This window comes from Rhizobium sp. C104, from assembly GCF_022354505.1.
Lineage (GTDB): Bacteria > Pseudomonadota > Alphaproteobacteria > Rhizobiales > Rhizobiaceae > Rhizobium > Rhizobium redzepovicii.
This window is the reverse complement of record NZ_CP092355.1, coordinates 202,745-217,179: the sequence shown is the minus strand read 5'-3', so window position 1 is coordinate 217,179 and position 14,435 is coordinate 202,745. Positions and strand designations below refer to the sequence as shown.

Sequence of the window (14,435 nt, the reverse complement as noted above, 5' to 3'; positions counted from 1 at the left end):
TCAGCGGTACATTGCCGGCACCGGGAATTCGCCCGAAAGGAGCCAGGTGCCGATCGTCCGCTTTTTATATTCAGCTGGATTATGGAGAGTGTGGGTGCGGACATTGCGCCAAAAGCGGTCGAAACCGTTGGCATTGGTTGCCGAACGCGCGCCCATGACCTCAAAAATTTCACTTGAAACTGCCTGGCCGGCCTCGCCCGCGTAGACGTTGGCTGTCGCGATGTCGATTGCCGCAGCACCCCGATCACCGGCAGTCAGACCGGCCCCCTGGTTGAAGGCTTCGTCGAGGCTGCGGGCAGCCTTGTCTGCGAGTTCGGTCGCGGCGAGCGTCTTGATGTAGAGTTCGCCATATTGCCGTTTGATCCACGGATCGTCGGTGTGTTTTTCGACGCCGGAATAGATCCAGGGACGCGACAGGGTCGAGCTATATTCCCTGCCTTCGTCCAGAGCGCCTTGGGCGCTACCGACGAAGACATTGAGAAGGACGCTCTGTTGTAGCAGCGACGTCAGCGAGGTATAGGGCGTCAAAGGGACCTGCGGCGAACTGATCAGCTCTTCGTCGAGGATCTCCAGATCTTTGAAGCTGACGGTGCCGCTGCCTGTCTGGCGCTGGCCGATACCATCCCAGTCGTCTTCGATCACGATGCCGGCCCGGTCAGCCGGAACAGCAGCAGTCAGCCGCTCTCCCTCCGGATTTTCCCATGACACCTGGATGTAGTCCGCAATGTGGGATCCGGAGGAAAACGGGCGCGAGCCGTTCACGACCCAGCCGGTGTCGGTGCGCCGGCCCGACGAGGTTTTCGACATCGCATTGCCGGAGTTGCCCCACATCAGATTTCCGGCGGCTGACGCGCGCAGCCAGTGGTCTTTCTGCGCGCTCGAGCCACGAAAAAGCACGAGGTTGAGGGGAAGATGATGATAGCCGTAGAGATGGGCCAGCGAGCCGTCGGTGCGGGCAAATTCTCGCACGACACGCAGGATCGACAGCCAGGAGGCTCCCCGTCCGCCGTAGCCGACCGGGATCTGGGCCGACGGCAAGCCGCTTTCTTTGAGAAGCCGGATCTGCTCAACCGGCCTGCCACCCTGCTTGTCGCGCTTGACCGCGTCTTGATGAAAAATCGTCTTTAGCTCGATGGCCCTGGCAATGAAGGGATCCGTTACATTGCGTTCGAAAGACATTTCAGCCCCATACCTCTCCGCCATGTGGCAGCGCTTCGGGCTCAAAGGTTCGGCGAATGTCGGTTCAAGTCCAGCAATATCTATTTGAGTTCACGGCAAGAGATTCTTCTCGCGCCAGGTCGCGACGTGGCACGCGAGTTGCCATTGACGTCGGCTCGATGGTCGAGTCCTGCCAAGAGCAAGTACTCGAACACTCAGCGGTCGGGCATTCGACTGCCGAGGACAAATTGGTACCGCTCTGGTCGAATAAAAAATTCAGACTTTTCGGCGCAAGCGCCCGTTTCGAAATAGGAGCTCCGTTCCAGCACAAGCAGGACCGCATGTTCAGCCGCTCCGATCAGCGACGTTATCCGAGGCGAAACAGCACGCGCCCCGATCGCAATCTCAGCGGAGACAATGTCGGCGCCGGCTTTGTCTTTCAGTAGTGCATAAGTTGGTTGCTGTTCGGCGATCTCTCGCTCCAGCTCCGACATGAATGCCGGCAAGAAGCTTCGGCCCAATGCAATCGGCTCGTCGTTCACCACATGAAGCCGTTCCAGAAGTGCGCATGTCGTTCCGAACAGCGGGATGAAAGCAGACGGTGTTTCAATTGCGGTCAACTCGACAATCCGCATCGTAGCATCGAAGCCCTGGACTTTCAGCGATTCATGAAAGCTACGCAGTGTATCAATTTGATGGCGCACCTGCTTGCCGGCCACGAAAGTGCCTTTGCCTTTCCGGCGTTCAATCAACCCATCTCTATCGAGCTGTTGGAGCGCCAGCCGCACGGTGACGCGACTGACTGTGAAGCGTGCCATAATTTGCGATTCCGACGGGAGCCGTCCGGACGGCTCATAGGCGCCTTCGGTGATCTCGGCACGAAGCCGATCGGCGATCTGCTGGTACATGGCCACCGGGTTATTGCGTATGAGACTCATCTATTTTCCATAGGGTCGAAAACACCACGAAGCAGCGAAGCTTTGGAATAGCGTTCCCTTTTGCTGCCACACAAGGGGAACTCTTCACGTTGATGACCTGTATTATAATGTATTAGAAATTGGGACAACTCCAATCCAGGGTCGTCCTAACGCAACATGGCATCTCCAGTTATCCCAAGGCAGGTTTCATCCGGTGCCGCCTTCTCGGTGGACCGCATGGCTTTCGCCTATCCCGAAAGCCGACGCGCCGTGTTCGAACGGTTTTCGCTGAAGGCTCGGCCGGGAGAATTCGTGGCGATCCTGGGTCCGTCCGGTTGTGGCAAGTCGACGCTCCTTAATCTTCTCTCGGGCTTCCTGCGCCCGCAATCTGGGCATATCACCATAGACGGTGTGGCTGTTGTCCCGGAGCATCCGGTCCTCGGATATGTATTTCAGTCGCCAAACCTCTTCCCTTGGTTGAGTGCCCTGGAAAATGTTCGCTTTGGCCTGCGCATGAATCGCCGTGGATCTGCGCAGGAGCAGAGAGCCGTCGCGCTTAATTTTCTTCGACTTGTCGGTCTGGAAGAGCAGGCACATGAGCCACCTCACCGATTGTCGGGCGGCCAGCGTCAACGGGTTGCGCTGGCGCGCTCACTGGCGCTCGAGCCGCGCCTCCTGCTCATGGACGAACCCTTCGCAGCGCTCGACGCCCTGACGCGCGCATCCCTTAATGACGAATTGCTGCGCATCTGGTCGGGCTTGGGGAAGACCGTACTGTTCATCACCCATGACATCGACGAAGCGATCTATCTTGCCGACAGGGTTCTCGTCCTTGGGCTACCGCCGACGGGCATCACCGCTGAAGTGGCGATCGACCTGCCGCGTCCTCGCGATCAGCGCGGCACGAGAGCCAATCCTTTATTCGCGCAACTTCGCGAACAGCTCTCGGAGGAAATTGCCAAAGTCATGATCAGCAATCAACCCGTTACCTGAAGGGAGCATCCGATGAAACACATTCTACCTGCAGTTCTTCTCGCCCTTGCAGCCGCTTTGCCTGCCCATGCCGAGGACCCGCGGCCGCTTCGCATTGGCTGGGTCCAGGCTATGGCGAATGCACCTGCCCTGATCGCCGAGGAGAAAGGTTATTTTCGCGACGAGGGGTTGAACGTCGAGCTCAAGGGTTTCGGCGATGGTCCCGTCATCCAGCAGGGGGTGGCTGGAGGCGAAATCGATGTGGCCTATATCGGTGCGCCCCCGGTCTATCAATGGGCGGCGCGCGGTCTTGAGGCGAAAATCATCGCCAAGGTCAACTATGGTCAGGCAGCGGTAATCGCGAAGACTGACGGTCCGATCCACGCCCTTTCCGATCTCAAGGGCAAGAGGCTTGCCGGCGTCAACAGGGGCAGCGGCATGGACGTGCTGCTGCGTGGCTACGTTCTCAAAGAGGCCGCCGGCCTCAGCCCGGACGCAGATCTTGCGCTGTCGCAAATGCCCGTGGGTAACATGAACGCTGCCCTCGATACCGGCGTCGTCGATGCAGCCTTTTTGTGGGAGCCCTTCATCAGCCAATCGGTGCTCCGCGGTACAGGTCGCGTCGTCTTCGACGTGAACGGAGCTTTGCCCGGCTATCCCTGGTACGTCATAGCAGCGCCTGCCAAGACGCTGAAGGAACGCCCGGACGATCTCGTGAAATTGTTGCGAGCGAATTCGAAGGCCATTGCGTTTCTGCGTGAGCATCCCGAAGAGGCCGACAGGATCATCGCCCGGAGCTTTAAGCTGGAATCCCTGACGGCCGCGGACGGACGTATCGTTCCGCCGGAAGCGATCGTCACGGAGGCGAGGAAGCGCCTTGGGTGGTCGGCGGAAATCGAGCCGTCCGATCGTGCCTTCATCCAGCGGCTCATCGACTACTCGGTGGCCCTCGGCTTTCTCGAAAAGCGCTTGAATGTCGACGACATCATTGACGACAGCTTCGCCGCAAAAGCGGCCGCTCAGCGATGAGATCCGATCGATGAAAAAGTTGGCAGCGCGGCTGCGTTTTCCGCAACCGTCCTGGCGCTGGGCAGCGCTTCCGTTCCTCCTTGTCGTGTGGAGCATCGCGGCAAGCCGCGTTCCCTCCTATGTGCTGCCGCAGCCGTGGGACGTCGCGGCCGAGGGGTTCGCTGGATCCGGTCGGGCGAGTTGGGTCGCCAGGTCATGGCGAGCTTGTTGCGCGAATTCGGCGGCTTCGGCGCGGCCGTCGTGGCCGCTGTGCTCATCGGCGTGTCTGCCGGACTTTGGCGGCCGTTTCGCGAATTCGTCCAGCCGCTGCTCGGTCTCTTCATGGCCATCCCTCCGATCGCCTGGGCGCCGTTGTCGCTGATCTTCTTCGGCCTTGGATATCTCTCCATTGCCGTCGTCATATTCATCGCATCGGCCTTTCCGATGGCCCAGACGATTCAGGAAGGCGTGCTTTCCATCAGCAGCGGCGAGGTGCGTGCAGCGCGCATGCTGGGTGCCAAAAGGCTGCAATTGCTGGCCCATGTATATCTTCCCGCCTCTCTCCCGTTCCTCACTGCCGCCTTGCGCATCGGTTTTGCCCAAGCGTGGCGGGCGCTTGTTGCAGCCGAGATGATCGGCGCATCTCAAGGTATCGGCTGGATGGTCGCCATGGGCGGGCAGGTTGGCAATTCGGCGCAGGTGCTTCTCGGCATCGCGCTGATAGGAGTTACCGCGTGGCTGATGGAGAGCCTCGTGTTTCGACGGATAGAGCGCCGCTACGAAGGCTGGCGCGGACAATAACGGACGTTCCCCATGACAAAGATTTTGCCAGACAAGACGATTCAAGCCAGCGCCCATTCTCCGATGGGCCTTGCCGATCATTTCGATACTCTGCCCTTCCTCGGCCGTCTAAGCTGTCAGAGGCAGACGCTGACGGCGGGCGAGTGGACCGAATTGGAGCTCGTTTATGAGGTCGGAGCTGTCGGTCTCGCAGACGGAGCGTGGCTGAAGCTTGCCTTCAAGTTCTATTCCGACTGGGCGCTGTTCCAGACAACGGAGCCGACGGGCGCCAACTATATTTCCGCCGAATACCACGCCGGTCCTCTGGTTTCGGGGCAAAGCCCAGGTACCGTTCAAGCACTGAAGGTGCGTTTCGATCAAAAGGGACACGAACGTCCCTTCCAGAAGGCGGTCATCATCGACGTCGTCGACGGCTATCTCAACCCCGGCGACAGGATCGTCATCCGTCTGGGCGATCGGCGGCAGGGCGGCGCCGGCACACGTGTGCAGACTTTCGTGGAGAAAGTGTTCCGTTTCCGGCTGTTCGTCGACCCGCTGGGCAGCTCAAAATTTGCGGAGGTGCCAGGCGACTGCAAATTGGAGATCGCGGCCGGGCAGCCGCATGCCCTTCAGGTCATCGCGCCGCGGCTGGTTGGCAGCGGTCACTTCTTCGACGCTATCGTGCGCGTCGACGATATATGGGGAAACACTTGCCAGGACCGCGACCTGCATGGTGCGCTCGTCATTACTGCCCCGGATGGCGGGCAACGAACGGAGCTGGTGGCCTTCGCCACGGAAGGCTGGACATTTGCGCGGATTTCCGCCCTTTCCTTCGCTGCTGCCGGCGAGTGGAAATTGGAAGCATGGCTGAATGACGAACCCGGCGTTGCCCCGGGCGTCGCTTATGTCCAGAGCGAAGAGGGAGCCTTGCGCCCTCTCTATGCCGATCTGCACGTTCATTCCGACGACACCGTTGGCACCAATGATGCCACCTATAATCTCACCTATGGGCGCGACATCGCCGGACTTGACGTGGTGGGCTACACCGTCAACGATTTCAACATCACCGAGACGAACTGGGACGCGGCCGTCAAGACCATCCACGAACTCAACGAGCCCGGCCGCTTCGTCTGCTATCCAGGCACCGAATGGTGCGGCAACTCCGCTGCCGGTGGTGACCGAAACGTCGTCTTCCTGCGCGACGGTAAGCCCCGGTTTCCGTTCGACGAGCAGGGGCGCTCACTTCGCTCTTTCGAATGGAATGAGACGACGGCGGGAGCGATCCGTCCTGGGATATGGCCGGTTGACCGGCTCTATGGAGCCTATGAGGATGATCCGGAAGGCCATTTGATGATCCCGCATGTGGGTGGCCGGCGCTGCATTCTGGACTGGAACCATCCGGAGCTGGAACGCCTCATCGAAATTGGCTCCGCCTGGGGACAATTTCATTGGCTCTACGCCGAAGCTCTAGCTCGCGGACACAGAGTTGGCGCTTCCGCCGCCAGCGACGAACATCAGGGCCGATGCGGCGGTGGTGCGCCGGCCACCGGAACCTTCGGTGCACGTGGGGGACTCACCGGCGTCATCGCCGACGGTTTCGACCGTGCTGGCGTTGGCGCTGCACTTCGGGCGAGGCGCACTTTTGCCACGACTGGTGAACGGAGTTTTGCGGTTCTGTCCCAAGGCAAACATTTCATGGGCGAGGTGTTTGATGCCCAGCCCAATGAGCCGCTCTCTTACCGCCTGCTCGGCCACGCCGGCTGGGAGGAAGTTCAGCTTTTCGACGGCGACCAGATGGTGTGGCAACGCGATCTGCATGCCGAAGCTGGCTTCAGCGAGCGCAGTATGCGGATCCGTTTCGGCGGCGCGCGAATAAAGGATCGCTATCGCGCGGCCTATTGGAGCGGCGAGGTGGCTGTTACCGGTGCAGCGCTTCTGGATGTGCGCGGCATCGGCTTCGATCATCCCGAACAAAGCGTTTGGCGCACTGGGTTAGGCACTCTCAGCTTCAGGACGGCAACACATGGCGACGTCGACGGAATCGAAGTCAAGCTTTCGAATCTGCGCGACGCGCGCATCGTCGTCGCCGCTAAGCTGCACGGCTACAGCAAGATCGGCGATCCGCTTCAGCCGCCGCCACATGTCCATGCTCCCGAGGTGTTGCTAGAGGCATGCGGAAACGAGCTGATCGCAAAGGGCTCCATCTCGGTCGATCTTCCGGGCGTCGAGCTTAGACTTCTGTTGGAGCGTGTCACCGATCGTCCCCTTCCACGCGATCTCTCAGGCGAGATACCGCTGTCGGGACTAAAATTGAGCCAGGGCCGCGAACACCCTCTTTTCCTGACAGCGAGACAGAGGGATCAATCCCGCATTTGGACGTCACCGCTGTTCATGACAGCTTGAAATGAGCATAAGCTACAATCCGGAAGGTGGTGACTGGCTTCCACTATCGGAACGTGAAATGCTGCCAAACGGCCGATGCCTGGAGAAGGCGTCCTGGTACCCAATACGGTCGCCAGCCGGACTGGCTTTGACTTCGCCTTGGAAAAACGCTGCGGAATCCGTTACTTTGACATTGGTCGGATCAAAATCAGGACGTTGGACTTGGCGCATCGTGTGGGCGATCTGGAAATCAATCTTTTGCTCACGCTCGACGCGCTGCTGCGCGACGAAAACGTCACGCATGCGGCCGCAAGGCTAAATATTACCCAATCTGCCTTGTCCGGTCGGTTGAACAAGCTTCGGCAGATCCTCAATGACCCGCTGTTTCTTCCGGCGTCGACTGGACGGGGCGTAACGGCGACGCCGCATGCCCTGGCAATGAAGCCGGAATTGGAGCAACTTCTCGAGCGCTTGAAGCAATTCGCGCAGAGGGCCCATCTCTTCGATCCCGCATCGAGCGATCGCACATTCAGGATCGCAGCTTCGGACAATCCTGCGGCAATCCTCGCTCCCGACCTGCTTCCTCTTATTCATGATCGGGCGCCCGGCCTCAGGATCGCGTTCATCTTTCCCGACAGGAGCAGGATCGGCGAGCTGTCGGAGCATGGCGACCTCGATCTCTACATCGGCGCACCGGATGATGCGCCCCAGGATCTGATTGGCCGCAGCCTGTTCGACGACGAACTGGTAACCGCCCAGCGGATCGGTCATCCCCGCGGAACCGGACCGTTGTCCCTCGATGAATTCTGTTCGCTTGACCATCTGTTGATTTCGTCAAACGGGGGCATGTTTTCGGGGATTATTGACGGAGCCCTGGCTGAGCACGGTCGAAGCCGCAGAGTGACGGTGTCCGTTCAAAGTTATGCGCTCGCTCCTCTCCTCGTGGCGACGACCGACTGCCTGTGCACGCTGCCGAGGCGGTTGCTCCAACGCTTCACCCACAGCCTTGACCTTTTCGAACCACCACTCGCCCTCGGCAGGTTCGCATTGAAATACTTCTGGCATCCGAAGATGGCGGCGGACCCCGCGCATCGCTGGCTGCGGTCCATGGTGGCTGAAGCGGCGCTTGACAAGGCCTGAGGCGGAATGCAGCCATCAGGCAAAGCGATAGGTCACATGATCCATTGCGATTGGTCCTCGACGTCGGAGAATGGCACTTTTGGGTCGGCCGCAAGAACGGCCGCCGAGAGCTGGATCTCGCTCTAGACGTCGAGCCGATCGACATCTTCGAGCGTCGTTCAGTTCAAGCATCAGTTGAGCGGCCGCAAGCCAGCTTGTTGTCTCGCCACTGACGCTCCGGCCCGCAATCCAGGCCACTCGCTCACTCTTTGTCGCTCCTCGCCGACCATCTGTCCGGCGACGGATTTCAACGTCCAAAAAAGCAGGAATGAAAGAACATGACAACTGCAAGAACCCTACTCTTCTCGACCGCCGTGGTCCTTCTGACCGCGGGTTCTGCACCCGCCTTCGCAGTCGACAACGCACCGGCGACGGCGAGCTACCAGCAGGTCACCGACGGCTACTCCTTTCCTTTTGGTGATTTGCGGATCACAGCCCTTTCGGATGGCACCGTCCCGCAGGATCTCTATAAGCTCCTGATCGGAACATCCCACGCCCATACCGACGATCTCCTCGACAAGGAATTCCTCGCAAACCCCGTCGAGGCATCGATCAACGCCTTTCTGATCCAGGACGGGACGCGCACCATCCTTGTCGACACCGGCTCCGGCGACCTCTTCGGACCGGGGAATGGCGGCAAGCTCCTCGACAGCCTTTCCGGCGTCGGCGTGAAGGCCGGTGACGTGACGGACGTTCTCATCACGCATATTCACACGGACCATACGGGCGGCCTGGTGCGCAACGGTCGACCCGCATTCCCCAACGCCACGGTCCATGTGAGCGCTCCGGACCTGAAATTCTTCCTCGATCCCTCCAATGCCCGGAAGACAGGCTATGCGGATCAGTATTTCGACGAGGCGGCCAAGACGATTGGTGTCTATGAAAAGCTGGGGAAGGCGAAGACATTCGGCGACGGCGACACGATCTTGCCCGGCATCGCGACCTCCTTACATCCAGGCCACACGCCAGGCAGCGCCTTCTTCACCGTCACGAGCAAGGGCCGATCCATGACTTTCATCGGTGATGTGATCCATGTCGCAGCGGTCCAGTTTCCCGATCCGAATGTAACAATCGTCTACGACGTCAATCCACGGGACGCCGCGGCCGTGCGGAAGGAAACCTTCTCAGATTTTGCCGCGCGACGCGAACTCGTCGCCGCGCCGCATCTTCCCTTCCCTGGCGTCGGCTACATTCGTGCTGAAGGCCCGGACTCGTTCTCCTGGCATCCGGTCGAATATCGCAACCGCGCCGGCCAATAGAGCCTGACGAAACGTGCCGCCCCCGATTGGATTCAAAGGCTTGAGCCTTGCCAGGCCAGTGAACGAACCGGGGCGGTGCGCCTATCCGAACCTCCATGTAATCCTCGGGCATTGGGGCGAGCTGGTGCTCTTCTATCTGAAGCGGCTTGTCATGCTCGATCGGGTGTCCTGCTGCTAACTGACTTGGTCGATAGCTTCTGGGTGGTGAACGCGCCGGAATTCGAAGGAAAGGCGTTCAAATCGATCACGCAGGGAACTGCGGATCTGGCGCAGTATCCAAGGCCCGACAATCAAACGCCGCCGGAGCAGGACAGCGCCGGTTTGGCGACATTTATTGGCTTCGCAAGAGAAAAACCGGCCGTCAAGGCGCCTATGTTCGGGCATCCCGACCGCTTGACAGAGAGCGCGGTCTGCCTAGTTGCGCCGGTGGACGGCTACGACAGGCAGATGGAAAAGATCCTGCAAAACGCAGGTCGTCTCCAGGGAGCCACCAAACCGATCCTCGAAATCAACTTGGCACATCCCGTGATTAAAGCCATCGCGGCCGTAGAGGACGATGCCTCTTATCAAGAGGACGCAACGTTCCTATTGCTCGACCAAACGCGCATCCTCGACGGCGAACGGCCACGAGATCCCCGAGAATTCGCGCAACGGCTGGCGAGGGTTTTCGAGAGGTCAGTTCGGTCGTAGGGTTAGCCTGTTCACACTTTGCTTACCACTCGACGTGGCGATCTCGCTCGGCTCCATGTCAGGAGCCGAGCCTTCCCGGCCCCTATGGCTAAGGGTTACATTAGCTTGCTGTCGCGGCCCTCGCGGCTCGGGACAATGCGCATCATCACCGGCTGGCTGGGGTTCGATGGCTGCGAGGAGTTCTGTCAATGCTCCAAAGTGCTCCCGCGCCGTCCTCAGTACATCAGCGCCGGCAATAGGAAGATCGATGACGGCTTCAAGCGCACGAACGACACGGCGGGCAGCTCGGCGGATTTCACGAGAAGACATATCGGATTTCAGGATCTCCGTCGCCAGGATGAATTTGGCGCGGTAGCTCGTCGCGTTCTGGGAGGAGAGCTGCCATTGGCGGTAAATCTGTTGCATCTCGTGTTAACGCGTCAGCTGCCGAAAACGTCGCTCATCATCTGCAAACACAGTGAATCGCATTTTAACTAAAACTTAAGCGTAAGTTAGCAGAGTTTTATTAAACTGTTGCGCTTGGAGGCCGGCGCTCGCATTGTTTCAGTGCCCTTCTAATAGCCAGATAGGGCGACGGCCGCCGCGGGCACGCCTCGATGAGAATCCCGTCACATAGGAAGTCGAAACGTGCCGTGTCCGCCGGACGGCTGGGCGCCAGTTCGCCAGCCTACGGCGTCTGGGTGTCCGGGAGATTTCGCTTCGAGTTCGCGGACGCCCTGTGCTGACACGAAGCATCAATCACCGCCACGAATGACATGAGTTCCATAAATTGCTGTTATCCCACGCGATCGAAACAACGTGGTCGCTGGTTCAGATCCGTTCAAGGCGAGGGCATTTTGCCAGCGATCTCGCATTCGGATGGCGTCATACGGATTTGCGACCCCGAAAATGATTCTGACTGTTGTTGGTGGTGTTTAGCGAATATGGTCGGCGGTGCATTAGCGGTCTCGGCCGTCTCGATTTGTTGAAAAATGCGTTGATTGACGGGGCGTAAATGTCGATTTCCGATAACCAGCAACACGAGGGCCAGGCCCAGCTCGGTTTGCGACAGCTGGAGGCCGACATAGAAGCTGCGCAGCATGGACGTAATGCTGCAGCTTTTCTTGCAGCGATCGTCGAATCCTCCGACGATGCGATCGTTAGCAAGAGCCTCAGCGGAGTCATCACGACCTGGAACAAGGGCGCTGAGCGTCTTTTCGGTTATACGGCAGACGAGGCTATTGGACACCCGATCACGATCGTCATTCCACCCGATCGTCTCGATGAGGAACCAGCCATTCTCGCCCGCATCCAGGCCGGCGAGCGCGTCAATCACTTCGAGACGATACGACGACGTAAAGACGGTACCTTGGTCGATATTTCCCTTACCATTTCGCCCATTCGGGACGACAACGGAAAGATCATCGGCGCATCGAAGATCGCCCGCGACATCTCAGAGCGCAAGCGAGCCGCCGAGCATCAGGAGCTTCTGCTCCGGGAAATGCATCACCGGGTAAAAAACCTCTTCGCCATCACCGGCAGCATCATCACCCTTGCAGCGAGGACGGCAACGACGACTACCGAACTGGCCGCCGAGATGAAAGACAGGTTAATGGCTCTGTCCCGAGCGCATGAGATGACATTACCGAGTTTGAACGGTGAGGCCGCGACCGGCACTCCACAGACCACCCTATTTCAGCTTCTGTCGAATATTCTCGCGCCGTACGAGCGGGACGGTGCCAATCATTGGCAGCTGATCGGAGATGACATCGATATCGGCGGCACAAAAATTACAAACTTCGCGCTGCTGTTCCATGAACTCGCGACCAATGCCGCGAAATATGGCGCGCTGTCCGTCGAAGAGGGAAAGCTTGATATCGCAGCGACGATGAAGAGTGAGATGCTGGAGATCGTCTGGCTTGAGAGCAGCGGTCCTCCGCAGGCTGCATTAGAGCCACGTTCGATCGGTTTTGGAAGCCGGCTTGAGCAGATAATTAGTCAGAGCCTCGGGGTCGAGATCGCGCGCGACTGGATGCCAAATGGACTCTCGATCCGACTGTCCGTCCCCCGCGGCGCTATCAGCGGCTAAAACGAGGCAGCGCAGCCAGCCTCGTGTCTCAAACGGCCGGACTGAGTTGCAGGACGTTGGCGCCGATCGACGCGTCGGTGGCTCGTTCGAGGCGGTTTGGCAGGATCGTCACGTAGAGCTCCATCGAACCACGACCGACCTCGAGCGCCAACAGGTGACCACCGAACCGCCTCGAACGAAGCGTTGCCGGCGGTTGCGTGCAGATGCGGCAGCGGTTTTCCGTCCTTCCAGGCAAGCGAGCCGGTCAAATTGGTCACCTCAACGTTTTCGTAGCTCTTCGGCTTGTATTCGCGGGCTTCGAAATCGAAGAAGCCGAAGGTAATCTGGCCAGCGAACCCGAAACCAGACAGCATGGCCGACGGTATTTCTTCGCCGACCATCAGCGTTCCCAGGCGGGCAAGTACGTCGTCTCCCTGTCTCAAGACCATCAGGAATCCGCCAGGTGTTGGGATGTAGCGTTTCTGCTCAGTCACGGGACACGACAATCAATGGTGGGCGCGGTGCTCGGCGTTCCGTTTCTGGGTCGCAGCCGCCTTCTTTGCCGAAGCCGAACGGTCTGCGGCCGATCGCGACGCTGCCGCCTTGCCACCTTTTTCGCCACCTTTGTGGGCCGCGGGATGACCGGTATGCTTGCCTTGCCCGGAACCGCCGGCCTTCTTGCCGCCGCCATCATCCTTGTTGACGGTTGCCCAGGCTCGGCGCTCGGCTTCCTTCTCGGACACGCCGCGGTCTTCGTAACTTTCGGCGATGTGGTCTGCCTTGCGTTCCTGCTTGTCGGTGTACTTGGACTTGTCACCACGGGGCATGACATTTCCTCCTTCGTTGATAATCAGACGAACGACAGCGCAAAAAGTTTGTTCCGAGCCAGCGGCGTTACAGGAACAAAGGGATGAAACGGGCGTTCGCAGACAGTCATTCCGCATGCAATTCGCAAAAAACCTTGGGTGTCATTATGAGCGACAAGACCTCTTTGAACGATCCTCGCACGCTTTATCCAGCACCGCCTTTCCCAGACCAGCCGCAACAGGCGCCCGGTCTCGCTCGCAAGATGGATCCCACGCCGGATCACGGCGAGAAGAGTTATCGCGGCTCGGGCAAGCTCACTGGCCGGAAGGCACTCGTCACCGGGGGCGATTCCGGTATCGGCCGTGCTGCAGCAATCGCCTTCGCCCGTGAGGGGGCCGACGTGGCCATCGCCTATCTTCCGGACGAAGAGGCGGATGCCAAGGAGGTGATTGGCCTTATCGAAGCCGAGGGCCGTAAGGCCGTCGCGCTTCCGGGCGACATCAAGGACGAGGCATGGTGCCGGCAACTGGTCGACAAGGCGGTCACTGGTCTTGGCGGTCTCGATATCCTCGTCATCAATGCCGGTCGCCAGCAGTACCGCGAGAAAATCGAAGAGTTGTCGACGGAGGATTTCGACAAGACGATGAAGACCAATCTATATGCGCTTCATTGGATCGCACAAACCGCCGTGCCCCATATGCCGGCGGGATCCGCGGTGATCACCACCGCCTCCATCCAGGCTTACCAGCCGTCACCGATCTTGCTCGACTATGCCACGACAAAGGCCGGTATCGTCGCCTATACGAAGGCCCTTGCCAAGCAACTGATTGAGCGTGGCATTCGCGCCAATGTCGTCGCACCCGGACCGGTCTGGACGGTTCTCCAGCCGAGTGGTGGGCAGCCAGACGAGAAGGTGAAGAACTTCGGCAAGGACAGCGACTTCGGTCGTCCGGGCCAGCCGGTCGAACTGGCTCCCGTATTCGTCCTGCTTGCATCGCCAGAAGCAAGCTTCATCAACGGCGAGGTCTATGGTGTCACGGGCGGCAAGGGCGTAGCTTGATGGGATCGTCTTCACAGGTTGTCTTCGCCCAGCCGACGCTGATTGCCGAGATCGAATTCCAGGGCTGGACCGACGATGGCAATCTCCGGCACGCATACTAAAAGGCTTGCGCGAAGTTCAGGATAATGCCGCAGTTTATGCGCTTGACTGAGCCGATGGCCGGGTGAAGAAACCGC

General features: G+C 59.4%; 12 protein-coding genes and 3 pseudogenes. 11 read left to right on the top strand and 4 right to left on the bottom strand.

Annotated elements, in window-relative coordinates; genetic code table 11:
• On the bottom strand, positions 1-1,179 hold the full coding sequence (locus MF410_RS35610) for an acyl-CoA dehydrogenase family protein (RefSeq protein WP_239621325.1): 1,179 nt from the start codon (positions 1,177-1,179) through the stop codon (positions 1-3).
• Between the two features lie 194 nt (positions 1,180-1,373).
• Positions 1,374-2,096, bottom strand: a complete 723-nt coding sequence (locus MF410_RS35605; RefSeq protein ID WP_115156488.1) for a GntR family transcriptional regulator — start codon at positions 2,094-2,096, stop codon at positions 1,374-1,376.
• A gap of 216 nt (positions 2,097-2,312) precedes the next feature.
• On the opposite strand from MF410_RS35605, the gene MF410_RS35600 reads away from it, so the two are divergent.
• The 9 genes and pseudogenes from MF410_RS35600 (at position 2,313) to MF410_RS35560 (ending at position 12,413) form a co-directional block, all read left to right on the top strand.
• Positions 2,313-3,068 (top strand): ABC transporter ATP-binding protein, encoded by a 756-nt coding sequence (locus tag MF410_RS35600; RefSeq protein ID WP_196236932.1) that lies wholly within the window; start codon positions 2,313-2,315, stop codon positions 3,066-3,068.
• A gap of 12 nt (positions 3,069-3,080) precedes the next feature.
• A complete protein-coding gene (locus MF410_RS35595) occupies positions 3,081-4,076 on the top strand; it encodes an ABC transporter substrate-binding protein (RefSeq protein WP_027690879.1) in 996 nt (331 codons plus the stop codon).
• A gap of 31 nt (positions 4,077-4,107) precedes the next feature.
• A pseudogene (locus MF410_RS35590) lies at positions 4,108-4,856 on the top strand (ABC transporter permease).
• 63 nt (positions 4,857-4,919) lie between these two features.
• The gene (locus MF410_RS35585) at positions 4,920-7,238 is read left to right on the top strand and encodes a hypothetical protein (protein ID WP_239621488.1); all 2,319 of its coding nucleotides are present in this window, start codon (positions 4,920-4,922) and stop codon (positions 7,236-7,238) included.
• Between the two features lie 75 nt (positions 7,239-7,313).
• Complete coding sequence (locus tag MF410_RS35580; RefSeq protein ID WP_239621324.1) at positions 7,314-8,357, top strand: LysR family transcriptional regulator; 1,044 nt, start codon at positions 7,314-7,316, stop codon at positions 8,355-8,357.
• A 317-nt stretch (positions 8,358-8,674) separates the two neighbouring features.
• The gene (locus tag MF410_RS35575; RefSeq protein WP_105008782.1) at positions 8,675-9,655 is read left to right on the top strand and encodes an MBL fold metallo-hydrolase; all 981 of its coding nucleotides are present in this window, start codon (positions 8,675-8,677) and stop codon (positions 9,653-9,655) included.
• A gap of 165 nt (positions 9,656-9,820) precedes the next feature.
• A pseudogene (locus tag MF410_RS35570) lies at positions 9,821-10,345 on the top strand (molecular chaperone HtpG); the annotation flags it as partial.
• Positions 10,346-10,480: 135 nt separating this feature from the next.
• Positions 10,481-10,822, top strand: coding sequence for a hypothetical protein (locus tag MF410_RS35565; RefSeq protein WP_155256961.1), 342 nt, complete (start codon positions 10,481-10,483; stop codon positions 10,820-10,822).
• A 517-nt stretch (positions 10,823-11,339) separates the two neighbouring features.
• The gene (locus MF410_RS35560) at positions 11,340-12,413 is read left to right on the top strand and encodes a PAS domain S-box protein (protein WP_222149087.1); all 1,074 of its coding nucleotides are present in this window, start codon (positions 11,340-11,342) and stop codon (positions 12,411-12,413) included.
• On the opposite strand, the gene MF410_RS35555 is transcribed toward MF410_RS35560, so the two are convergent.
• Together MF410_RS35555 and MF410_RS35550 are read right to left on the bottom strand one after the other, a co-directional pair.
• Positions 12,410-12,793, bottom strand: coding sequence for a PPC domain-containing DNA-binding protein (locus tag MF410_RS35555; protein ID WP_239621323.1), 384 nt, complete (start codon positions 12,791-12,793; stop codon positions 12,410-12,412). The genes MF410_RS35560 and MF410_RS35555 overlap by 4 nt on opposite strands.
• Before the next feature lie 105 nt (positions 12,794-12,898).
• On the bottom strand, positions 12,899-13,219 hold the full coding sequence (locus MF410_RS35550) for a plasmid stabilization protein (protein ID WP_222149088.1): 321 nt from the start codon (positions 13,217-13,219) through the stop codon (positions 12,899-12,901).
• Between the two features lie 146 nt (positions 13,220-13,365).
• On the opposite strand from MF410_RS35550, the gene MF410_RS35545 reads away from it, so the two are divergent.
• A complete protein-coding gene (locus MF410_RS35545) occupies positions 13,366-14,259 on the top strand; it encodes an SDR family oxidoreductase (protein ID WP_128404303.1) in 894 nt (297 codons plus the stop codon).
• 17 nt (positions 14,260-14,276) lie between these two features.
• Positions 14,277-14,410: pseudogene (locus MF410_RS35540) on the top strand (ATP-dependent DNA ligase); the annotation flags it as partial.
• Between the last annotated feature and the right edge of the window lie 25 nt (positions 14,411-14,435).